The sequence below is a fragment of the Nocardia bhagyanarayanae genome, assembly GCF_006716565.1.
Classification (GTDB): Bacteria; Actinomycetota; Actinomycetes; order Mycobacteriales; family Mycobacteriaceae; genus Nocardia; species Nocardia bhagyanarayanae.
Genome location: NZ_VFPG01000001.1, coordinates 735,981 through 758,412, shown reverse-complemented (window position 1 = coordinate 758,412; position 22,432 = coordinate 735,981). Strand labels below are relative to the sequence as shown.

General features: G+C 69.3%; 19 protein-coding genes and 1 pseudogene. 10 read left to right on the top strand and 10 right to left on the bottom strand.

All coding sequences use genetic code 11. The annotated features are described in order from the left end of the window. Positions 1–14 precede the first annotated feature (14 nt). From FB390_RS02800 to purM, 4 genes and pseudogenes are all read left to right on the top strand, one after another. A complete protein-coding gene (locus tag FB390_RS02800) occupies positions 15–1,025 on the top strand; it encodes an ABC transporter permease (RefSeq protein WP_221639381.1) in 1,011 nt (336 codons plus the stop codon). A gap of 83 nt (positions 1,026–1,108) precedes the next feature. Further along, positions 1,109–1,969 (top strand): annotated as a pseudogene (locus FB390_RS34060) (ABC transporter permease); the annotation flags it as partial. Between the two features lie 427 nt (positions 1,970–2,396). After that, entirely contained in the window at positions 2,397–5,009 is a 2,613-nt protein-coding gene (locus FB390_RS34055; RefSeq protein WP_141807532.1) for a dipeptide ABC transporter ATP-binding protein, read from the top strand. Between the two features lie 328 nt (positions 5,010–5,337). Continuing rightward, positions 5,338–6,414, top strand: coding sequence for a phosphoribosylformylglycinamidine cyclo-ligase (gene purM, locus FB390_RS02785; protein ID WP_141807531.1), 1,077 nt, complete (start codon positions 5,338–5,340; stop codon positions 6,412–6,414). A gap of 268 nt (positions 6,415–6,682) precedes the next feature. Here the strand turns inward: purM and FB390_RS02780 are convergent, their stop codons facing one another. From FB390_RS02780 to ygfZ, 4 genes are all read right to left on the bottom strand, one after another. Beyond that, the gene (locus tag FB390_RS02780) at positions 6,683–6,895 is read right to left on the bottom strand and encodes a DUF3073 domain-containing protein (protein WP_067790397.1); all 213 of its coding nucleotides are present in this window, start codon (positions 6,893–6,895) and stop codon (positions 6,683–6,685) included. Positions 6,896–7,070: 175 nt separating this feature from the next. Continuing rightward, a complete protein-coding gene (locus FB390_RS02775) occupies positions 7,071–8,021 on the bottom strand; it encodes an asparaginase (protein ID WP_141807530.1) in 951 nt (316 codons plus the stop codon). Continuing rightward, the gene (locus tag FB390_RS02770) at positions 8,018–8,716 is read right to left on the bottom strand and encodes an MOSC domain-containing protein (protein ID WP_141807529.1); all 699 of its coding nucleotides are present in this window, start codon (positions 8,714–8,716) and stop codon (positions 8,018–8,020) included. The genes FB390_RS02775 and FB390_RS02770 overlap by 4 nt, the downstream gene beginning before the upstream one ends. A 66-nt stretch (positions 8,717–8,782) precedes the next feature. Continuing rightward, the gene (gene ygfZ / locus FB390_RS02765) at positions 8,783–9,898 is read right to left on the bottom strand and encodes a CAF17-like 4Fe-4S cluster assembly/insertion protein YgfZ (protein ID WP_141807528.1); all 1,116 of its coding nucleotides are present in this window, start codon (positions 9,896–9,898) and stop codon (positions 8,783–8,785) included. A 136-nt stretch (positions 9,899–10,034) separates the two neighbouring features. Here ygfZ and FB390_RS02760 point away from each other — a divergent pair, with 136 nt between their 5' ends. From FB390_RS02760 to FB390_RS02735, 6 genes are all read left to right on the top strand, one after another. Further along, on the top strand, positions 10,035–10,955 hold the full coding sequence (locus FB390_RS02760; RefSeq protein ID WP_141807527.1) for an aminodeoxychorismate lyase: 921 nt from the start codon (positions 10,035–10,037) through the stop codon (positions 10,953–10,955). Between the two features lie 129 nt (positions 10,956–11,084). Then, positions 11,085–12,578 carry a cytochrome ubiquinol oxidase subunit I gene (locus FB390_RS02755; protein WP_141807526.1) on the top strand — a complete coding sequence of 498 codons (1,494 nt, stop codon included), beginning with the start codon at positions 11,085–11,087 and terminating at the stop codon, positions 12,576–12,578. 11 nt (positions 12,579–12,589) lie between these two features. After that, positions 12,590–13,621, top strand: a complete 1,032-nt coding sequence (cydB, locus tag FB390_RS02750; RefSeq protein WP_141807525.1) for a cytochrome d ubiquinol oxidase subunit II — start codon at positions 12,590–12,592, stop codon at positions 13,619–13,621. Positions 13,622–13,627: 6 nt separating this feature from the next. Beyond that, the gene (locus FB390_RS02745) at positions 13,628–15,574 is read left to right on the top strand and encodes an ABC transporter ATP-binding protein/permease (protein WP_141807524.1); all 1,947 of its coding nucleotides are present in this window, start codon (positions 13,628–13,630) and stop codon (positions 15,572–15,574) included. Between the two features lie 95 nt (positions 15,575–15,669). Beyond that, on the top strand, positions 15,670–17,277 hold the full coding sequence (locus FB390_RS02740) for an ATP-binding cassette domain-containing protein (protein ID WP_141811506.1): 1,608 nt from the start codon (positions 15,670–15,672) through the stop codon (positions 17,275–17,277). Positions 17,278–17,548: 271 nt separating this feature from the next. Continuing rightward, on the top strand, positions 17,549–18,133 hold the full coding sequence (locus FB390_RS02735) for a Uma2 family endonuclease (protein ID WP_141807523.1): 585 nt from the start codon (positions 17,549–17,551) through the stop codon (positions 18,131–18,133). A gap of 54 nt (positions 18,134–18,187) precedes the next feature. Here the strand turns inward: FB390_RS02735 and FB390_RS02730 are convergent, their stop codons facing one another. The 6 genes from FB390_RS02730 to FB390_RS02705 form a co-directional block, all read right to left on the bottom strand. Next, positions 18,188–18,913 (bottom strand): heme-binding beta-barrel domain-containing protein, encoded by a 726-nt coding sequence (locus FB390_RS02730; protein ID WP_141807522.1) that lies wholly within the window; start codon positions 18,911–18,913, stop codon positions 18,188–18,190. Positions 18,914–19,102: 189 nt separating this feature from the next. Further along, complete coding sequence (locus tag FB390_RS02725) at positions 19,103–19,408, bottom strand: DUF1416 domain-containing protein (protein WP_063023277.1); 306 nt, start codon at positions 19,406–19,408, stop codon at positions 19,103–19,105. 5 nt (positions 19,409–19,413) lie between these two features. Further along, a complete protein-coding gene (locus FB390_RS02720) occupies positions 19,414–20,247 on the bottom strand; it encodes a sulfurtransferase (RefSeq protein WP_141807521.1) in 834 nt (277 codons plus the stop codon). Between the two features lie 29 nt (positions 20,248–20,276). Further along, positions 20,277–20,777 carry a DUF4395 domain-containing protein gene (locus tag FB390_RS02715; RefSeq protein WP_141807520.1) on the bottom strand — a complete coding sequence of 167 codons (501 nt, stop codon included), beginning with the start codon at positions 20,775–20,777 and terminating at the stop codon, positions 20,277–20,279. A 278-nt stretch (positions 20,778–21,055) separates the two neighbouring features. Beyond that, positions 21,056–21,502 (bottom strand): thioredoxin family protein, encoded by a 447-nt coding sequence (locus tag FB390_RS02710; RefSeq protein WP_141807519.1) that lies wholly within the window; start codon positions 21,500–21,502, stop codon positions 21,056–21,058. Next, complete coding sequence (locus FB390_RS02705; protein ID WP_141807518.1) at positions 21,499–22,311, bottom strand: LmeA family phospholipid-binding protein; 813 nt, start codon at positions 22,309–22,311, stop codon at positions 21,499–21,501. Before FB390_RS02705 ends, FB390_RS02710 begins: the two co-directional genes overlap by 4 nt. Positions 22,312–22,432: the final 121 nt, after the last annotated feature.

Here is a 22,432-nt window from a genome sequence, read left to right as displayed (position 1 = left end):
CGCGCGGGCTCGCTCTGGCCAGATACCTGGGGGTCCGGCTGCTGCTCATCCCGGTGACGGCCTGGATCCTGGTGACCGCCGTGTTCTTCATGATGCGGGTGATCGGCGATCCGATCGAAGCCGCGCTGGGCGGGCGGCTGCCACCGGACCAGATCGAGCAGCGGCGCGAGGCGGCCGGACTGAACCGGCCGATCCTGGCGCAGTACTGGGAATATCTGTCCGGCCTCGCGCGCGGCGACTTCGGGCAGACCCAGGACCACCGGATGGTCGCCGACATCATCGCCACCCGCGGCGCGGCCACGCTGGAACTGGTGTGCTGGGCGCTGCTCGTCGCCTTCGCGATCGGCGTCCCGCTCGGCAGATACGCTGCCACCCACCGCGATTCGGCGAGCGACGCCGCGCTGCGGCTATTCGCCATCCTGGCCTACGCGGCACCGGTGTTCTTCGTCGGGCTGCTGCTCAAGCTGTTGTTCGCGGTGCGGCTCGGCTGGTTGCCGGTCTCCGGACGGGCCAGCGCCGACGTCGAATTGCGGCTACAGCACGTCTCGCCGAAGACCAACATCATGGTGGTCGACGCGATCCTGTACGGCGACAACGCCTATCTGCTCGACGTGCTGAAACACGCGGTGCTGCCCGCGATCGCGCTCGGCCTGCTGACCGCCGGGGTGTTCCTGCGGCTGGTGCGGATCAACCTCATCCAGACCCTGCGCAGCGACTACGTCGACGCGGCGCGGGCACGCGGGCTGTCCGCGCGGGTGGTGACCGGCCGGCATGCGGTGCGCAACGCGATGATTCCGATCGTCACGGTGATGGGCATGTACATCGCCATGATGCTCGGCGGCGCGGTGCTCACCGAGATGACCTTCGAGTGGAAGGGTCTCGGCTTCGAGCTCGCGGAATATCTCAAGGCCCGCGACTTCATGGCGGTGCAGGGCATCGTCGCGTTCATCGCGCTGGTCGTCGCCGTGATGAGTTTCGTGGTGGATGCCCTTGTGGCACTGATCGATCCGAGGGTGAGGTTCTGATGACCGCACCGGAATTGGTGACCGAACCCACCGCGGTCCTGGCGCCGAGTCGCCGGGGCCGGTTCGGCCTGCGGCTGTTCTCGATGACCGCGGGCATGCAGCGCGTCACGCTGATTCTCGGCTTGGTGTTGATCGCGGGATTCCTCTTCGTCGCGCTGTTCGCGCCCTTGCTCGCGCCCTACGGGCTGGCCCAGACCACCGAGAACGGCGTGGGTTTCGGCCAGTACCAACCGCCGTCGGCGCAGCACTGGTTCGGCACCACCGTCGCGCAGGAGGACGTGTTCTCCCGGGTGCTCTACGGTGCGCGGACGGCGCTGTGGGTGATCGTGGTGTCGCTGGTGCTCTCGCTCTTCGTCGGTGTGCCGCTCGGGCTGGTCTCCGGGTACGTGGGTCGCTGGCTGGACCGGGTGCTGGTGACCGTCATGGACGCGCTGTACGCGTTTCCGACACTGCTGCTGGCGATCGTGGTATCCATCGTGGTCTCCGGCGGCGAGTCCAGCGGGTTCGGCGGTGTGCTCTCCGCGGCCGTGGCGATCACGACCATCTTCGTGCCGCAGTACTTCAGGGTGGTGCGCAATGCCACCGTCGCGGTGAAGCAGGAGCCGTACGTGGACGCCGCGCGGGTCACCGGCGCGTCGACGGTGCGAATCCTGTTCCGGCACATTCTCGCCAACGTCACCCAGTCGCTGCCGGTGATCGTCACGCTGAACGGCGCCGAGGCGATCCTGACCCTCGCCGGCCTCGGCTTCCTCGGTTTCGGCATCGAGTCCACCCAGGCGGCGGAGTGGGGGTTCGACCTGAACAAATCGCTGGCTGCGGTGTCCAACGGCATCTGGTGGACGGCGGTCTTCCCCGGCACCGCCATCGTGCTCGTGGTGCTCGGGATGACGCTGGTCGGCGAGAGCTTGAACGAGGTGCTCAATCCGCTGCTGCGCACCCGGCGCACGGCGGCGCCGGTCGCGGTGGGCAGCGATGTGGTGGTCGGCGCGACCGGAGAGCCGGAGATGCCGGTCGCGGAGGACGGATCTGACGTCGATCCGGCCGTCGACGGAGCCCTATCCGCACCGGACGGCCGTTCGGTGGAGTCGGATGGCGGTGCCGGATCCGCACCAGACAGCGCTCCGGTGCGGTCGGATGGTGGTACGGAGTCTGTGCCGGAGGGTGTTTCGGTGGTGCCGGACGGCGATGCCGGATCCGTCCCCGGCCACGATTTGGTGGGGTCGGATGGCGATGCCGGACACGCGCCCGACGGCGATCCGGTGGAGGCGGATGAGGGTGCGGGAGCTGCGCCGGACGGCGATCCGGTGGTACCGAAGGGCAGTGCCGAACAGGTTGCGGGAGACAACGTTTCGAGTAGACGGGAGGGCGGTCATGCCTGATGTAGCCGAGGAGCGGCGGCCCGCGCTGTCCATCGACGCACTGTCGGTCACCTTCGCCACCGACGCGGGTCCGGTGCACGCGGTGACCGACGTGTCGTACGAGGTGTTCCCCGGCGAGGTGCTCGCCATCGTGGGGGAGTCGGGCTCGGGCAAGTCGGTCAGTTCGCGGACGGCGATGGGGCTGCTCCCGTCCACCGCGCGGGTCCGCGGTCTGGTGACGCTCGGCGCGCGGCAGGTCACCGGGATGTCCGAACGCCAGCTCACCGCGCTGCGCGGCGGTGCGATCTCCATGGTGTTCCAGGAACCGGGTTTGGCGCTGGATCCGCTGTTCACCGTCGGTTTCCAGATCGCCGAGGCGCTGCGGGCGCACAACGATCTGTCGCGCAAGGCGGCCAAGGAGCGCGCCGTGGAACTGCTGCGGCTCGTGGGTCTGCCCGATCCCGAACACCGCGTCGACTACTACCCGCACCAGCTCTCCGGCGGGCAGAAGCAGCGCGTGGTGATCGCGATCGCCATCGCCTGCGAGCCCAAGGTGATCATCGCCGACGAGCCGACCACGGCGCTGGACGTCACCGTGCAGGCCGAGATCTTGAACCTGCTTCGCGACCTGCGCGACCGCATCGGCAGCGCGATCGTCCTCATCACCCACAACATGGGCGTCGTGGCGGACCTCGCGGACCGCGTCGTGGTGATGCGCGAGGGCCGGGTCGTCGAACAGGCGCCCGTCGAGGACCTGTTCGCACGGCCGAAGGCCGACTACACCCGCGCACTCCTCGCCGCGGTGCCCCACCTGGGCGCGCGGCGTGCCAGTCCGACGCGGACCCACGGGGACCCGGATTCGGCGGCAGCGGCCACCGGCGCCGACACCGAGACCGCCGCCGCGCCGTCCGCAGCCGACGGCCCGCGGGTCGGTTCGCATCCGAAAGCGGGCGGACCAGATGCGAGCGCCTCGCTCACCGGGTCTGCCGCCGGCGCCGAAGCCGGTGCCGCGGCAGGTGGCAAACCTGCCGCTGCGACCGCCGCTGGTAGCGAGGCCGGGGCTGCGCCTGCCGCTGGTGGCGAGGCTGGTGCTGGGACCGACGACGGCGGCGGGACGGCTGCGGGTGGCGACCCTGCCGTTGGTGCGACCGCCGCTGGTGGCGAGGCTGGCGCCGACGCCGGGGCTGCGCCTGCCGCTGGTGGCGAGGCTGGTGCTGGTGCTGGGGCCGACCGCGGCGGCGGGACGGCTGCGGGTGGCGACCCTGCCGTTGGTGCGACCGCCGCTGGTGGCGAGGCTGGCGCCGACGCCGGGGCTGCGTCTGCTGCTGGTGGCGAGGCTGGTGCTGGGACCGACGACGGCGGCGGGACGGCTGCGGGTGGCGACCCTGCCGTCGGTGCGCCTGCCGCTGGTGGTGAGGCTGGTGCTGGTGCTGGGACCGACGACGGCGGCGGGACGGCTGTGGGTGGCGACCCTGCCGTCGGTGCGACCGCCGCTGGTGGCGAGGCCGGCGCCGGGGCTGTGCCTGCCCCTGTCGCCGGGGCTGCGCCTGCCGTTGGGGCTGCGCCTGCCGCTGGTGGCGACCCTGCCGTCGGTGCGACCACCGCTGGTGGCGAGCCTGCCGCAGGAGCTGGAAATGGTGCCTTCGCGGGCGCTGGGCTCGCCGCTGATGCTGGGGCGGCTGCTGGTGGCGACGCCGCGGCTGGTGTCGCCCCTGGGGCAGGCGGCGCGACGGCTTCGAGAGGCGAGGCTCGAGGAGGTGCCGGGGTCGCGGCGGAAGTACTCGGTGAGCGGGCGCCGGTGCTCGAGGTGTGCGATCTTGTCGTCGAGTTCCCCGGACCCATCGGCCGCCCGCGGTTCCGAGCGGTGGACGGGGTGAGTCTGAGTATCGCCGCGGGGGAGACGGTGGGGCTGGTGGGGGAGTCGGGTTCCGGGAAGTCGACCATCGGGCGATGTGTCGCTGCGTTGCAGCGGCCGACTTCCGGGGCGGTGCGGGTGCGAGGCCAGGACATCGCGGGTCTCTCGCAGCGGCGGTTGCGGCCGATTCGGCGGCGGTTCGGTTTCGTGTTCCAGGATCCGGCCAGCTCGCTGAATCCCCGGATGACCGTGGGCGATTGCGTCGCGGAACCGCTGATCGTGCACAAGGTCGGCAAGTCCGAGGCGATTCGCGCCAAGGTGCGCTCGCTGCTCGACGACGTCCGCCTGCCCGCGGGTGTGGAGCGCCGCTACCCGCACGAGCTGTCCGGCGGCCAACGCCAGCGGGCCAGCCTGGCGCGGGCGCTCGCACTGGACCCGGACCTGCTCGTCGCCGACGAACCGACCAGCGCGCTGGACGTCTCGGTGCAGGCCGCCGTCCTCGAGTTGTTCGCCCAACTCCAGCGTGAATGCGGCTGGGCATGCCTGTTCATCAGCCACGACCTCGCCGTCGTCGACCAACTGGCCGACCGCATCGTGGTACTCCGCGACGGCGCGGTGGTCGAACAGGGCGACCGCGACGCGATCCTGCGAAACCCCCGCGAGGAGTACACCCGCCGCTTGGTCGCCGCCGTCCCGGTACCGGACCCGATCGAACAACGCCGACGCCGCGCCGAGGCCGCGACCCTGTTCGCCACGGAGCCCAAGGCGTGAGCCAACGGTCACCAAAGCCGCACCGTACGCTCTCGATTCGATCCGAACACCCGCTCTTTTTCCCCGCGAACCAGGCAGAATGATCAGCAGTGAACAGGATCGAGACGTGACAACTGATTTCGCGAGGATCCGGGTAACTCGTCGGGTACGCCCAGAACTCGCCCCCACCAAACCGCCGGCCCGGCGTCACCGTCTCGCGGCGCCTACGACCGGCGAGAAACGCGGAGAGGCGGATGAGCACCGACGACCGGCAAGAAACGCGGAGAGGCGGATGAAGTAGCGTGAGCAGGCATCTATCCGCCGATTCGGTTTGGAGCTTTCCCCGAAAATGACTGAACAGACCCCCACTGGTGGTGCCTCGTACGCCGCGGCAGGCGTGGACATCGAGGCAGGTGACCGCGCAGTCAAGTTGTTCGGGCCATTGGCGAAGAAGGCCACCCGTCCCGAGGTCCAGGGTGGGCTGGGCGGCTTCGCCGGATTGTTCGCGCTCAAGGGCGGCTACCGTGAGCCGCTGCTTGCCGCCTCCACCGACGGCGTCGGCACCAAGATCGCGGTCGCGCAGGCGATGGACAAGCACGACACCGTCGGTCTCGACCTGGTCGCCATGGTCGTCGACGACCTGGTCGTCTGCGGCGCCGAGCCGCTGTTCCTGCAGGACTACATCGCCATCGGCAAGGTCGTCCCGGAAAAGGTCGCCGAGCTGGTCTCCGGTATCGCCGAGGGCTGCGTGCGCGCGGGCTGCGCGCTGCTCGGCGGCGAGACCGCGGAGCACCCGGGTCTGATGGATCCCGACGACTACGACCTGTCCGCGACCGGCGTTGGCGTGGTCGAGGCCGACGCGGTGCTCGGCCCGGATCGGGTGCGTCCCGGCGACGTGGTGATCGCGATGGGTTCGTCGGGTCTGCACTCCAACGGTTACAGCCTGGCGCGCAAGGTCCTGCTCGACATCGATCGGATGTCGCTGACCGGGCACGTGGAGGAGTTCGGCCGCACCCTCGGTGAGGAGCTGCTCGAGCCGACCCGGATCTACGCCAAGGACTGCCTCGCGCTGGTCGCCGAGACCGATGTGCGCACCTTCTCGCACGTGACCGGTGGTGGACTCGCGGCGAACCTGGCCCGCGTCATCCCGGCGGGCATGGTGGCCGAGCTGGACCGCGGCACCTGGAACCCGGCGCCGGTGTTCAAGATGATCGCCCAGCGCGGCCGGGTGGAGCGCGCCGAGATGGAGAAGACGTTCAACATGGGCGTCGGCATGGTCGCCGTCGTCGCTCCGGAAGACGTCGACCGCGCCCTCGCGGTGCTCACCGCCCGGCACATCGAGTGCTGGACCCTCGGCACCGTGAAGAAGGCCAAGGAATCCGACGCCGCCCGCGCCGTGCTGCTCGGCGAGCACCCGCGGTTCTGATCACTTCGTCGGCGGCCGATCACTTCGGAGATCGGCCGCCGAAGTTTCGCGCCTGCGCGCACAGGGACAACCCTGAAACCCGGCGCGACTCACCTGGTTACAGCGGTCGGCGAACAACCCGCTCACACGACATCAGCGTCCCGCATCCATGGATGCGGGACGCTGATCTCGCTGTATGGCAAGCCTCTAAGGCGATGACCGTGTCTCGGTAGCAACGTTCGAAGGGGGAGGCCCGGACGGCCTCCCCCTTCGTCACGCCTGATCCGAGTCAGCGGCGCCAGTCGTCGTAGTCGTCGTCCTCGTCCCATCGGGACGAGGGCACGTCCGCGTCGTGCTCATCGGACAGCACACCACCACTGCGTTGGCTGGTAGGGCTTCCCGAGAGCTCACGCTGAAGGCTCGCGAAGTCGGTCGGCGCTGAGCTGTACTTCAGCTCGCGTGCGACCTTGGTCTGCTTTGCCTTAGCCCGGCCACGGCCCATGGCTGACCCCCTCGCGTCACTGCGGGGCGGCCTGGGGTTTGTTGGCGGCCCCGTTCGAATTAATACTCTTCCTGACAGACACTTTAGCGTGTGTCCGGCGGTCGCGCTTCCAGGAGTGGGGGAAGAACTCCCGAACGGACCCCGTTTGCCCGGTTGTCGCCGTGTGTCCTGGCTCTTAGAGTACGCCGGGAATTGTCCGGATCACCCCGACTCGAGCTCCGCCGCCGAGCACCGGTTGGGCCGCCAATTCGGTGTGCGCCTCGGTCCAGTCGACGCCCATCCGTTGCAGAATCGCCAGCGTCAGGGGCATCCGCGCGCGGTCGTGCCCGTCGTCGATCTTGTACGCGAAAGCCCTTCCGTCGGGCAGCGCGCCCGCGTGCACTCCGTCGGCCCCGATCTTGCAGACCAGTCCCGGGGTGGCCGCCATGGCCAGCAAATCGGGCGCGTTCGTGCCCGAAATCACTCGCGGGTGGGCGCGGATGGCGTCGGCGACCCGGCGCGGCGGGGTGCCGGGCTCGGCGGTGGCCATGGTCGCGAAGGCGCGGGCCAGGTTCATCAGCGAGACCGGGATGATGGGCAGGCCGCAGCCGTCGATGCCGAGATCGGTCTCCGGTTCGCCGGTGAGCTCGGTGACGTTCGCGATCACCGCCCGCTGCAAGGGGTGCGTCTCGTCGAGGTAGCCCTCGGTCGGCCAGCCGTTGATCGAGCAGGTCGCCAGCATCGCGGCGTGCTTGCCGGAGCAGTTCATGTAGATCCGGCGCGGTTCGTCGCCGGTCAGCGCGGCGGCCCGGGCGCGCTCCTCGAACGGCAGGTCGGGCGGGCACTCCAGCGCCTTCTCGGGGAAGCCGAACCGGTCGAGCAGTCGCTGGACCAGCGCGACGTGGTCGGGCTCACCGAAGTGCGACGCGGTGGCGATGGCCAGCTCGGCCTCGTCGACCGGCTCGAAACCATTGCGCAGCAAGGTGATCGCCTGCATCGGCTTGTTGGTCGAGCGCGGGAAGATCGGCACGTGCACCTCGCCGAGCTGGTGCGTCGGCTCGCCGTGGGCGTCGAGGATCACCAGGGATCCGCGGTGCACGCATTCGCGGAATCCGGAGCGGACGACCTCGACGAGTTCGACACTCATCGGACGCTCTCCGCCGACAGTTCGCCGCGCCGTTCGGCGGCGCGGGCGGCGTTCGCGGACCGGCGGGCGTGCCGGTCGATCTGCATCCGGATGTCGTCGGAGACGGTGGACTCGTGTTCGAGCAGGGTGGCGAGCCGCTCCATGTCGTTGCCGGTGAACACGTCGCGCACGGTGATGCCGTGCTCCGGGACGTGCACCACCTCGACCGGATCACCGGCGCCGATCGTGCCCTCGGTGAGAACGCGCAGGTAGGCGCCGGTGTCGCTGCGCAGGGTGAAGCGCTTGACCCACTGCGCCTCGCCGGACCAGTGCTGGAAGGTGGCACACGGGACGCGCGGCGCGCTCACCTCGAGCAGCGTGTCGCCGATCGCCCAGCGGGCGCCGATCACCGCGTCGCTCACGGCCAGGCCGCTGATGCGCAGGTTCTCGCCGAACCAGCCCGCGGGCAGCTCCCTGCCGAGTTCGTCGCCCCAGCGCCGCGCGTCGTGCTCGGCGTAGGCGTAGACCGCCTGGTGCACGCCGCCGTGATGCTTGGTGTCGCAGACGTGATCGCCGTCCAGGCCGAGGGCGCGCACGCCGACGCGACCCGCGACGGGCCGCTTGTCGATGGCGGTGCGGCCGACTCTGGTCGGCACCTCCAGATCGGCGTGCACCACGCACACCGCGAGCACGCGGGCGGTGTCATCGCTGCGCATCGGCGCCGCTCCCTTCGTCGAGTGGGTGGGGATCGCGAGGCTCGGCGTCGAGCGAGTTCGGGCGGATCACCGTCCGCGCAGCCGGTCGACGGCGAGACGGCCGGCCTGCGGCGCGTCGTCGGCGGGGACCGAATCGGGATCGATGGAGGCGGCGGACGGACCCGCGACCAGCTCGGTGCCGGCCGGGATCGCGCGCTTGATCAAGGCCAGCGCGATCGGTCCGAGCTCGTAGTGGTCGACGACGGTGCCGAGCCTGCCGACGGCGCGGCCGCCCGCGGTGACGTCGGTGCCGGGCGTCGGCCGCTCGTCGGCGGAGCCGTCCAGGTGCAGCAGAACCAGGTGGCGCGGCGGTTTGCCCAGGTTGTGCACCCGGGCCACGGTTTCCTGGCCGCGGTAGCAGCCCTTGTCCAGGTGCACGGCGCCGTGTTCGTCGGGGCCGCCGATCCAGCGCGCCTCGTGCGGGATGGTGCGTTCGTCGGTGTCGAGGCCGATGCGCGGACGCAGTGCGGTCACCCGCAGCGCCTCGAAGGCCCACATGCCCGCGGGTTCGGCGCCCGCCTCGGTGAGCTTGCCCCACCATTCGGTCAGCCGCTCGCGGGGGATCACCAGATCGAAGGAGTCGGCGGTGGGCCACGGCATGCGGCGCAGGAAACCGCCGCCGGGCAGCGGGACGGCCGCGTAGGTGTCGGGCAGTTCGGCCACGCCGAGGGCGGTTGTCAGTTCGCCAACGCGCGGACCGAGCAGGCTCAGCACCGCGTGATCGGTGGCCTCGCGCGGCTGAGCGTCGGCCCAGAACACCATCTTTCGCAGGAAATCGAGCAGGGCGGGGCCGTGATCGGCTTCGGTGTCGATCCAGACCGTGCCGTCGAGATCGGTGAGCACGAAGTGGTGCTGCACGCGACCGTTCAGGTCGAGATCCAGGTTCTCCGCGGAACGCCCGTCGGCCAGGTTCGCCACGTGCTGGCTGGAGATGGTGTGCAGCCAGGTCAGGCGCTCGGCGCCGGTGATGGACAGGACGAAGCGGTGCGAGCGATCGATTACCGCGACGCGTTCGGCCGCGGCCCGTTGTTCGCCGAAGGGATTGCCGTAGTGCCACGCGACGGTGGCGTCCGGGGTACCGGGCGGACCCGCGACGGCGCCCGGAACGGATAGGACAGGGCTGGGTGCATCGACCACGGACACGTCTTCCACTGTAGTGGCACCGCCGGACGGCGGTCCGCGCACGGCCGAAGCCGGTCGGTCCGCGACGCGCGCGCCCGCGGGTTTCGCGGCGTGGCAAACATAGGCAAGGGCAGGCCATACCGCCTACGCTCGACGCATGGTAGATCGGGTTCTTGTCACACTCGACGGCGTTGTCCAGGACGCGGACGCGCCCTTGCTGTTCGCCGACGACATCGGGGTGCTGCGCGGCGACGGCGTCTTCGAAACGGTGCTGGTGCGCGGTGGAAGCGCGTGTGCGCTCGAATTCCACCTCGGCAGGCTACGCCGTTCGGCGCAGGCGCTGGAGCTACCGGAACCCGAACTGAGCCGCTGGCGCGAGGCCGTCGAGACCGCCGCCAAGGAGTGGGGCACCGAGGACGAGGGGATCATGCGGCTGGTGCTGACCCGCGGTCGCGACAGCGAGCTGTCCGGCGCCCGCTCCAGCGTCAAGTCGGGCGATCTCGCCGCGGCGGTTCCGGTGCCGACCGCCTATGTGCTCGTGATGCCGGTGCCCGAGCGGGTGGCGAAGGCGCGCACCGAGGGCGTCTCGGTGGTGACGCTTCCGCGCGGCATCTCCATCGACTTGGCCCAGGCCGCGCCGTGGCAGCTGCTCGGCGCGAAAACGCTGTCCTACGCGACGAATATGGCCGCGCTGCGGTTCGCGCACCGGATGGGCGCCGACGACGTGATCTTCACCAGCACCGAGAACCGGGTGCTGGAGGGTCCGCGCTCCACGGTGGTGATCGCGCGCGACAAGAAGCTCATCACGCCGCCCGCGAAAAACGGTGTGCTGCCGGGCGTCACCCAGCGCGCGCTGTTCGCGGAGGCGGAGAAGGCGGGCTGGACGTGCAGCTACGAATTGCTCTTCACGGCGGATTTGCTGACCTGTGACAGCATCTGGATGCTTTCCAGCATCAGCCTTGCCGCGCGGGTGAATTCGCTGGACGGTTTGCGTATGTCCGCGCCGGACAACGCGCAAGAGATCATCGACCTGGTCGATCGCGGTATCGATCGGGCGGGAGCCATCGGGGATTGGTGAGGTGACGTCCGCCTCTTCGGGGCGGACGACCTTCGCTTACCGAGGCGTGGTGTCCTAACGCACGTTGATTGCCGGACCCCGGCACGTAGCATTTACTACGACATGTCGTAGACGGTGCTGGAGGGTCGGATGAGTGTGCTGGACATCTCGCGTTGGCAGTTCGGTATCACGACCGTCTACCACTTCGTGTTCGTCCCGCTGACGATCGGGCTCGCCCCGCTCGTCGCGGGCATGCAGACCGCGTGGGTGATCACCGGCAAGGATCACTGGTACCGGCTGACGAAGTTCTTCGGCAAACTGTTCCTGATCAACTTCGCGCTCGGCGTCGCCACCGGCATCGTGCAGGAATTCCAGTTCGGCATGAACTGGAGCGAATACTCGCGCTTCGTCGGCGACGTGTTCGGCGCGCCGCTCGCGCTCGAGGCGCTGGTCGCGTTCTTCCTCGAATCGACCTTCATCGGTCTGTGGATCTTCGGCTGGACGCGGCTGCCGAAACTGTTGCACCTCGGCGCGATCTGGATGGTCGCGATCGGCGTGAACGCCTCGGCGTATTTCATCGTCGCCGCCAACTCGTTCATGCAGCACCCGGTCGGCGCGCGATACAACCCGGAACGCGGGCGCGCGGAGCTGACCAGCATTTGGGAGGTCCTCACCAACAACACGACGCTGGCTGCCTTCCCACACGTGGTCGCGGGCTCGTTCCTCACCGCGGGCACCTTCGTCGCGGGCATCGCGGGCTGGTGGATGGTGCGCAACGCGCGCAGCGGCGACCCGGCGAAGGCGGCCGAGGCGCGCACCATGTGGCGCTCGGGCGGGCGCGCCGGCATGTGGGTGATCGTGGTCTCGGGTCTCGCGCTGGTGCTCAGCGGCGACATCCAGGGCAAGCTGATGTTCGAGCAGCAGCCGATGAAGATGGCCTCGGCGGAATCGTTGTGCCACACCGCGACCGATCCGCACTTCTCGGTGCTCACCGTCGGTACGCACAACAACTGCGACAGCGTCACCCACGTCATCGAGGTGCCGTACGTGCTGCCGTACCTGGCCAAGGGCGAGTTCAGCGACGTCACCCTCGACGGTGTGCAGGATCTGCAGAAGGCCTACATCGAGAAGTTCGGTCCTGGCGACTACCGGCCCAACCTGTTCGTCACCTACTGGTCGTTCCGCGCGATGATCGGCCTCGCCGCGGGCTCGATGTTGCTGGTGCTCGCCGGACTGTGGCTCACCAGACGCGGCCGGGTGCCGGACCAGCGCTGGTACTCGTGGCTGAGCCTGCTGGCCATCCCGACGCCGTTCCTCGCGAACAGCGCGGGCTGGGTGTTCACCGAAATGGGCCGCCAGCCTTGGGTAGTGGTGCCGAACCCGACCGGTGACCCCGCCCTGCGGATGACCGTGCAGCAGGGTGTCTCGGACCACTCGGCGGGCACCGTGATCACCTCGCTGGTGGTGTTCACCCTGCTCTACGGCGCGCTCGCGGTGGTGTGGTTCTACCTGATGCGGCGGTACGTGATCGCCGGTCCGGAACAACCGCACACGCACGAACCGGACGGCCCGGACGACTCGGGCGATGGTGAGCGCAAGCGCGCCGAAGAACCTGCCGTCGAACAGCTTTCGTTCGCGTACTGAGGAGCCCGACGATGAGTCTGCAAGAGTTCTGGTTCGTCCTGATCGGCGTCCTGTTCACCGGCTACTTCGTGCTGGAGGGTTTCGACTTCGGCGTCGGCATGCTGATGCCGATCCTCGGCAAGGGCAGCGACACCCGGCGGCGCGTGGTGCTCAACACCATCGGCCCGGTGTGGGACGGCAACGAGGTGTGGCTGATCACCGCGGCGGGCGCGATGTTCGCGGCGTTCCCCGAGTGGTACGCGAGCCTGTTCTCCGGGTTCTACTTCGTGCTGCTGCTGATCCTGATCGCGCTGATCCTGCGCATCTGCGCCATCGAATACCGCGCCAAGATCGACGACCCGGTCTGGCGGGCCCGCTGCGACATCGGTATCGGCATCGGTTCCTGGCTACCGGCGTTCGCGTGGGGCTGGGTCTTCGCCAACATCGTGCGCGGTGTGCCCCTGAACGAGAAGAAGCAGATCGTCGGCACCGTGGCGGACCTGTTCAGCCCGTACGCGCTGCTCGGCGCGCTGACCACCGGCCTGCTGTTCCTGCTGCACGGCGCGATCTTCGTCAACCTCAAGACCGGCGGCGAGGTGCGGGCCGACTCGATGCGCATCGCGCGGCTGCTGCTCGCCCCGACCGCGCTCGTCGTCGGCGGCTTCGGCGTCTGGACGCAGTTGGCCTACGGGGCCGGGTGGACCTGGATTGCCCTGGGAGTCGCGGCTTTCGGGCTGGGGGTCGCGGCGGTAGCGATATTCGCCGAACGCGACGGGTGGGCGTTCACCGGAACCACCTTCGCCATCGCGGCCGCGACGGTGCTGCTGTTCGGCTCGTTGTTCCCGAACGTGTTGCCCTCCACCATCGGTGACGCCTTCCACCTCACCATCGACAACGCGTCGTCCACGCCGTACACGCTGAAGGTGATGAGCTGGGCGGCGGTGATCGTCACGCCGGTGGTGCTTGGCTACCAGGGCTGGACCTACTGGGTCTTCCGCAAACGCCTGACCGTGGACCACATTCCGGCGCACATCGGACTGCCGCCGAGGCCGGGCAAGGACTGATCGGCCATGGCACGTCCGCCCGTCGACCCGCGCCTGTGGCGGTATGCCCGCTCGGCGCGCCGGTATCTGGTGCTGAGCGTCGCGCTGTCCGTGGTGATCACGGCGTCGATAGTGGTCACCGCCGTGACGTTGGCTCGGGTGCTGGCCGGGGTCATCACCGATCCCGGTGCGCGCGGGTTCGGCTCGTGGACAACCGAACTCGCGGTGCTGACCGTGTCCGTCGGTGCGCGAGTGGCGGCGAGCTGGGTGCAGGCCAGGGTGGCGCACCGAGCCGGGGCCGGTGTGGTCGCGGAGCTCGAGTCGGCCGTGCTCGCGGCCGGTGCACGGCTGTCGCCGCGCGAATTGGAGAGCCGGAGAACCGAACTCGCGGTGGTGGTCGGGACCGGTCTCTCGGGATTGCGGGGTTATCTCAGCGGGTATCTGCCCGCACTTTTGCTCGCCGTGCTGGTGCCGCCGATCGTTTTGGCGGTCATCGCGATGCACGATCTGGTGTCCGGCGGGATCGCGGTGGTCACGTTGCCGCTCATTCCGATCTTCATGGTGCTGATCGGGTTGCTGACGCAGGGGCGGGCGGCGGCGACGCTGGAGGCGACGACTCGGCTGTCGGATCAGTTGCTGGACTTGTTCGCCGGGATGCCGACGTTGCGTGCGCTGGGGCGGGAAAGTGCTGCTGCCGGGCGGTCGCGTTCGGTGCGGGAGCAGGGCGCGGATGCTGCTCGGTCCGGCTCCGGACGGGATGGAGGCGTGGGTGCCGCTCGGGTGGGGAGTGGCTCGGCCGAGGAACGGCAGGGCGCGGTATCGGCGACGGGGCGGGATGCGGACGTGGACCGGACCGGGCGCGAGTCGATGCGGTCGCGGCGAGGCGCGGAATCGGCGGCGGATTCGGATCGTGTGGGTAGCGGGCAGGATTCGGCGCGGACCATGGCGCACCGGGTCCGCGATCTCGGGGACGCGCTGCGCTCGCGCACGATGCGGGCGTTGCGGATCGCGTTCCTGTCGTCGATGGTCTTGGAGTTGCTCGCGACGCTCAGCGTGGCGCTGATCGCGGTGTCGATCGGCCTGCGCCTGGTCTTCGGCGAGATGGAGTTGTACGCCGGGCTGGTCGCGCTGATCCTCGCGCCGGAGGTGTATCTGCCGCTGCGGATGGTGGGAGAGCGGTTCCACGCGGCGCAGGACGGGATGGCGGCGGCGGACAAGGCGTTCGCGATTCTCGAGCCGGATGGAGTGGGCGAGCCGACGCAGGATTCGGGTGCGGCGCGACCGGAGTCGCTCGGCAGCGTCGAGTTTCGCGATCTCGGCGTGCGGGCGCGGGACGGGTTGGCGCCGGACGCACTCTCGGTGGTGTTGCGTCCCGGCGCGGTGACCGTGCTGACCGGGCCCAACGGGAGCGGCAAGTCGACGGCGTTCCTCGCGATGCTCGGCCTCGTGCGGCCGGAGAACGGATGCGTGCTCGTCGACGGGACCGATGTGCGCGAGCTGGACGCCGAGGCGTGGTGGGCGCGGGTGGCTTGGCTGCCGCAGCGGCCGGTGCTGGTGCCGGGCACGTTGCGGGAGAACCTGGAACTGCTGGGCGCGCGGGCCGCCGACGATTCGGATCGCGCAGCAGCGCTCGAAGCCGCCTGCGCCGCTACCGGATTCGACGCCGTGCTGGACGAGTTGCCGCAGCGCTGGGACACCGTCGTCGGTGCGGGCGGCACCGGCCTGTCCCTCGGCCAACGCCAGCGCCTCGCGCTGACCAGGGTGCTCGCGGCCGACCGCCCCGTCCTCCTGCTCGACGAGCCGACCGCCCACCTCGACGCCGAGAGCGAGTCCGCCGTGCTCGCCGCCCTCCGGGCCAAAGCCCGCGAGGGCGCCACGGTCGTCGTCATCGGCCACCGCGCCTCGGTTCTAGCCGCCGCGGATCACGTTGTGCACGTGCGAGCCTCGGTCTACGACGGGGTGAGCGGATCATGAGGACGAAGAACGATCGTGATGTGGGCGACGTCGCCGATTCCCGCTCGAGCACGCGAGGTCTGGCGCGCTCGTCGCTCGGCGGCGACTTCCGCCGGATGTGGGGTCTGCTGGAGTTGTCCCCATGGCGGGTCGCGGTGGCGGTCGGGTGGGGCGTGCTGGCGCTCGGCAGCGGGCTCGGGCTGGCGGCGCTGGCGGCGTGGCTGATCGCGCGGGCGTGGCAGATGCCGCCGGTGCTGGATTTGAGCGTCGCGGTGGTGTCGGTGCGGGCGCTCGGTATTTCGCGCGGACTGTGCCGGTATCTGGAAAGGCTTGCGACGCACGACGTCGCGCTGCGGTCGATGACCACCGCGCGCACGAGCGTCTACCGCACGCTGGCGGGATCGGATGTGTGGTTGCGCCGGGCGCGCGGTACCGATGCCGAGCCGCGGAGCGCGGCGCCGTTGCGGCGCGGTGATCTGCTGGTCCGGATCGGCAGCGATATCGACGATCTCGGTGCGGTCGTGGTGCGGGCGCTGGTGCCGATCGCGGTCGCTGTCGTGCTGGCGTTCGCCGCGATCGGGCTGCTGGCCACGATCTCCGTCGCGGCGGCGGTGATTCTCGCCGTGGCGCTGGGGGTTTCGGGCATTCTCGCGCCCTGGCTCTCGGCGCGGGCCGCGCGGGAAGCGGAGACGGCGGTGCGCGCCGACCGCGCCGAATTCACCGCGCAGGCGCTCACCGTGCTGGACCACGCGGCCGAACTGCGCGTCGCCGGACGACTGGACGCGGCGCTGACCGCGGCGAAGAAGGCGGGCGAACGCGCGGTCGCCGCCGAGGACAAGGCCGCCTCCCACACCGCTTCGGCCGCCGCGGCGACACCGCTCGCCATCGGGGCCAGCGTGCTCGGCGCCCTGCTCATCGGCATCGCGATCTACGGCCCGAACGGTGGCTCGCCCGGCGCCATGACGCCCATGGCGCTCACGATTCTCGTGCTGCTGCCGCTCTCGGCTTTCGAAGCGGTCGGGCCCCTACCGGCCGCCGCGCAGGCCATCACCACCGCGCGGGCCGCGCTGCGCAGGCTCTCGGCCGCCGAAGCCGCCGACCCGCGCCGCGAGTCCGGCCTGCGCGAACTGCCCGAACTCCCCGCCGGACGCCGCATCGCCGTCGTCGGTCCGAGCGGCGCGGGCAAGACCACGCTGCTCATGTCGTGGGCCGGGCTGTTCGACACCCCTAGGCCCGACACCACCTTCTTCGCCGAGGACGCGCACCTGTTCGGCACGAGCGTCCTGGAGAACCTGCGGGTCGCTCGTGGCGACATCACCGAAGCCGAGGCCGAGAAGGCGCTGCGCGCGGTCGGTCTCGGCGACTGGCTGGATTCGCTGGCGGACGGTATTCACACCGAGCTGGTCGGCGGGGCGGCCGCGGTCTCCGGCGGACAGCGCCGCCGCCTCCTGCTCGCCCGCGCTCTGCTCGCACCGGCCCGGGTCCTGCTGCTCGACGAGCCCACCGAACACCTCGAGGCCGAGGACGGCGCCGACCTGCTGCGCGCCCTGCTCGACCCCGCGAGCGGACTGGTCGATCCGGACCGGACAGTGGTGGTCGTCACGCATCAGCTGCCGGACGAGCACCGGGCCGACGCGATCGTCCACTTCGACGCATCGGCCCAGGTCACGGTCGAATATCGAGCAGATTCCGCCCCGCGCGAAAATACGTTGCCGACCTGCTGATCCTTCGCTAATTTCGTCAGTACACAGGAAGGAGGTGGTTCGAAGAATGAGTAATTCCAGGACACGTGAGGTGGCTGTCCGCTAGCGCCACCGCTGCAGGTGGTATCCGCCCGCGCGAGGCGCCGAGCGAATACCAGGCAGTCACCCGACCCCCGAGCCCCCGGTCTTGTCCGACCGGGACCCGCGCAGGTTCCCGAACCCGCCGGGTATGGCTCGGGGGTCGTTCCATTTTTGGTCAACAGCGCGTCCCAAGTGGCGCTACGCTGGGGCGATGACCGTTGAGCCGCTGCCCGATTGGGTGATTCCGCCTGCCGGTGGTTTCACTGTCGAGGAGTTTCTACGGATGCGCGGCCTCCCGAAGCACACCGAGCTGATTGATGGGAGTCTCATCTTCGTGAGCCCGCAGCGGAAGTGGCACCGTCAGGTACTCGACCTCTTCCGGCGGGAACTGGACCTACAGGCACCTCCGCATCTCCGGGCCGACCGCGAGATGGCAGTCAAGCTCGGAAAGCGCCAGATGCCGGAGCCGGACGTGATCGTGGTGACGCTCGACGCGATGAACCGCGAGGACCCGGACACTTATTACTTCGCCGAGGATCTGGTCTTGGCCGTCGAGGTTGTCTCACCGGATTCAGAAGAGCGAGATCGCGAAACGAAGCCGTTGAAGTACTCGAACGCCGGCATTCCGCACTACTGGCGGATCGAGGGGGGAGACGGCACCGTTGTGGTGTACGTCTACGAGATCGATCCAGCCACGCGTCGCTATGTCCCAACCGGGATCTTCCACGACCGACTGAAGGTCAGCGTGCCGTTCCCGATCGACATCGACCTGACCGCGATCGGTCAGCGGGGCTGAGTCACGACGACCGGCTGGCCGCCGACCTCGGCCGGGGAAGACCGGGGCGGCGGGTCAGCCGATGTAGCGCTGAAGGCGGGCGGAGAGGCGGGGTTCGAGGGGCCCGTCGGCGACGACGCGCTCTTCGACGTAGGCGAGGTCGCCGCCCTCGATGATGCCGTAGAGGCGCTTGGCTCCGCCGACGACGACGCCGGACTGGCTGCGGATCACCACGTCGGTGGCCAACTCCCAGGAGGACTGGGTGAGCGCGGTGCCGTAGAAGAGTTCGACGATGCCGGAGCTGTGCGTGAGCAGGAGCTCGATGACCTCGTCGTTGCCGTCGATGCCGACCCGCCAGAAACCGCTTTCGCGGAGATCGGGTCCGCCGTAGCCGCCGTCGGCCTCGATGACCCAGGAGCGGGAGTCCCAGGAAAGGTAGTCGCCGCCGTCGTGCGAGACGACGATCTGCTGGCCGAAGCGGTAGTCCCCGCGCTCGGGGTCGTTGCCCTCGCCTTCGCCACGCCACACGCCGACCATGGGCAGCAGGGCCAGCATGGAGGCGCTCAGATCCGGACCGAGTCGCAGGTTCGCGGTGTCCTCGGGCAGCGGCAGGTCCGGCAGCACCGGAATGTTGCGAGCGCCGGTCGATTTGGCGCGTTCGGCGGCCTCGGCCACGGCTTGGTCGCCGCTGCGCCGGGTCACGTCGTCACCCCGCTCGGGCTTCCCGGCGGGAGCGCTGCCGTTCATCTGTTCACTCGCTCGCTCGGCCGAATTGGAACCTTCGCTCGCGAGGTCACTCATGACTCGGTGAACAGCCGGTAGAAGACGTACAGACCGAACCAGCCGATCAGCACGGACACCAGGACCAGCAGAATTTCGAAGAAGAGGACCACGTCTCGGAGTCTAACGAGCGCCACTTCCGGGCAACACAACGGCCCCGGCGCTTCCTCGGGGAAGCGCCGGGGCCGTTGGTGGTTACTACTACGTGCCTTACTTGGCGACCGCGACGTCCACGGCGTGGATGCCCGCGCCCTCGGGGCGGACCTCGGCCGAGCCGTTGCCCGCGGAGGACAGCGCACGCACGGTCCACGAGCCCGGAGCCGCGAAGAAGCGGAAGTCACCGGTGCCGGAGGCGACGACCTCGGCGGTGAAGTCACCGTTGCCGTCGAGCAGCCGCACGAACGCGCCGCCGACCGGCTGACCGTCGGTGCTCAGGACACGGCCGGTGATGACCGTCTCCTTCTCCACGTCGACGCCTGCGGGGATGGCCTGACCCTGGGTAGGTGCTGCACACATGTTGATTACGCTCCCAACTCGATCGGTGCACCGACGAGGGAGCCGTACTCGGTCCAGCTCCCGTCGTAGTTCTTGACGTTCTGGTGGCCGAGCAGCTCCTGCAGCACGAACCAGGTGTGCGAGGAACGCTCGCCGATGCGGCAGTAGGCGATGGTGTCCTTCTCGCCGTCCAGACCGGCTTCCTTGTAGATCTCGGTGAGCTCGGCGTCGGACTTGAAGGTGCCGTCCTCGTTGGCCGCCTTGCTCCACGGCACGTTGATGGCGCCCGGGATGTGGCCGGGACGCTGGCTCTGCTCCTGCGGCAGGTGCGCGGGAGCGAGGATCTTGCCGGAGAACTCGTCGGGCGAACGCACGTCGACCAGGTTCTTGGTGCCGATGGCCGCGATGACCTCGTCGCGGAACGCGCGGATCGACAGGTCGGGCGCCGACGCCTTGTACTGGGTGGCGGGACGGTTCACGGCCTCGGTGGACAGCGGACGGCCGTCCAGCTCCCACTTCTTGCGGCCGCCGTCGAGCAGCTTGACGTTGTTGTGGCCGTACAGCTTGAAGTACCAGTAGGCGTACGCGGCGAACCAGTTGTTGTTGCCGCCGTAGAGGATGACCTCGTCGTCGTTCGAGATGCCGCGCGCCGAGAGCAGGTCGGAGAACTGCTCCTGATTCACGAAGTCACGACGAACCTGATCCTGCAGGTCCTTCTTCCAATCGAGCCGGACGGCGCCCTCGATGTGTCCGCCGTCGTAGGCGGAGGTGTCCTCATCGACCTCGACGAAGACGACGCCGGGGGCGTTGAGGTTCTCTTCGGCCCAGTCAACGGAGACCAGGACATCGGAGCGAGCCATTGTGTTCCTTTCAGATATGACTTGCAGGGTCAGTTCGGTGCCGAGACTGGGGTCCGGCGGAAGCGGGCCACCAGCGGATAGATCTGGCAACCCAGGCAGATCCCGAACGCCGCGTTCAGGAACGCCGCGAACAGGGCAAAGCCGGCGAACACCGCGCCGACGACTGTGGAGCCGAGCACGAAGCCCAGCAGGCTGACGGCCGCGAACACGAAGCCGAGCAGCTGCGCGAATCGCAGCGGCGGCGTCGGCTCGGTCTCGCTGGTGGGGGCGAGGCGCGGCGCGAGGAACGTGGCGAAGATCCGGCCGTACGGGTGCTTGCGCGGACCGGCGGCCGCGCCGACCGCGAAGACGACCGCTTGCAGCGCGATCAGGACCGCGGCGGCGACGGGCGAGACGGCCGCGGCGAGCAGGACCAAGACGAGGACGGCGGTGGTCACCCAGGCCGCGAAGCGCGGACCGCGCACGTCGACGCGGTCGGTCGCGAGGGGAATGGCTTGATCTTCGGAAGTGTTCCGGGTTTCGGTGGACATTGTGCGTACTCCTGCGCTGAATGCGTTGATTGGCTGGAAAGTTGCCAGTTCGCCGGGGGATCGTGAGATCACTCGCACGGCGGGCAGCGGTCGGCGTCAGGAAAGACTGGGAAGCCGACCGATCAGCGGCACAGGCAGCAACAACCACCGAGCCGACACAGATCAACTGTGCGGCGTCGGGTGAGCATCAGCTCGTGGTTGGCTTGCACGAGAGGCAGTTTACCCAATTGGGACGGAGAATTGGACCCGGGGTACGTCACAGTCGCCATCCGGCGGCGTCAGGACTGGTTCTGCCCCGTCAAGGGGGCCAACGCGGAGCGGAGATCGCCCGCCTTGGGGACGCCCGAAATGCGGAAGCGCTCCTTGCCCTCGATGTCGAAGACGAACGTCGTCGGCAGCGACAGCACGTTCAGCTCCTTGGCCAGTGCGGGTTCGGCGTCGATGTCGACCTCGATGTCCTGCGGCGGGCGCGGGGTCTCGGCCAGATCCGTCGCGACTCCGGCAACCACCCGGCGAACCGCGTCGCACGGTCCGCACCAGTCGGCGGAGAAGTGCAGCACCGCAGGACCCGAACCGGTCACGCCGACCGCGGCGAGCAGGTCGGCGCGCGCCGAGGCGGTTTCGACGGGCGTGGTCGCGCGCAACTTGCCGTGTCGGCCGCGCAGCGCCAGCCCGACGGCCAGCGCGGTGATCAGAACGAGAGCGAGCAGTGTGATTTCGGTCATGGTCTCTGTAGCCGGTCCAGGTCGATCGTCACGTTCTCTCCTTTGCCCTCGACCAAGATCTGCCCGCCGAGTGCGAACACCTTCGTCGGGCGTACGCCGAAGGGCAGGTCCTTCGTATCGATAGTGCGCGTGAAGCGCGCGAGGACGGCGGGGCGGTCGGCCTCGGGGACGACGGCGGTCGTGGTGAGGTCGGTGTCGCTGCTGCGGTAGAAGCCGGTGGCGACGATCTTGACCTGGTCGCCGTCGAGCGTCAGCTCGGCCTGCACCGCGACCTTGTCACCGTTCTGCGCGCCGGACTTGCCGGGCTGGGCGGTGCTGCCCGGCAGCGTGCCGGTGAGCACGAGCGCGCCCTCGGTCGTCATGCCGGTGCCGCCGGAGCCGCCCGTTCCGTCCGATTTGTCCGCCGGGCGCGAATGCACTTGCAGGTCGGGAATATTGAAGAGGCGACCGAGTTCGACCGGTTCGATCCGCATCGCCGCCTGGACCTTCTCCACCGGCACCTTGCGCACGTTGCCGTCGGCCAGATCGCTCATGCTCACCCGCACGCCGGTGAGGGTCGCGTCCACCGAGATCTCGCCGGGAATGTCGGGGCGGACGACGGCCGCGCGGATCACCATGTTCTGGTACCGGCCGTCGATGGCCTGGCCGAGGAACGGGAAACCGTGGATGGTCACCTCGGGATCGGCGCTGAGATCGGCTCCCTCGCGCAGGGTGCGCGAGACGCGGTACTCGGAGTAAGCCGCGGCGCCGAAATCGACGACGACCGCCAAACCCGCGAGACACAGCAGTCCGATGATCAGCTTGCGCATGCCATGAACAGTAATGCGACGGCGTCTCGCGGGTCGCGACGGTCTCACCGTCACCCGGATGGCGAGGTCATCGTGGTCGACGCGCTAATCTTGCACTCGATTACCTATGAATTAGCGATGT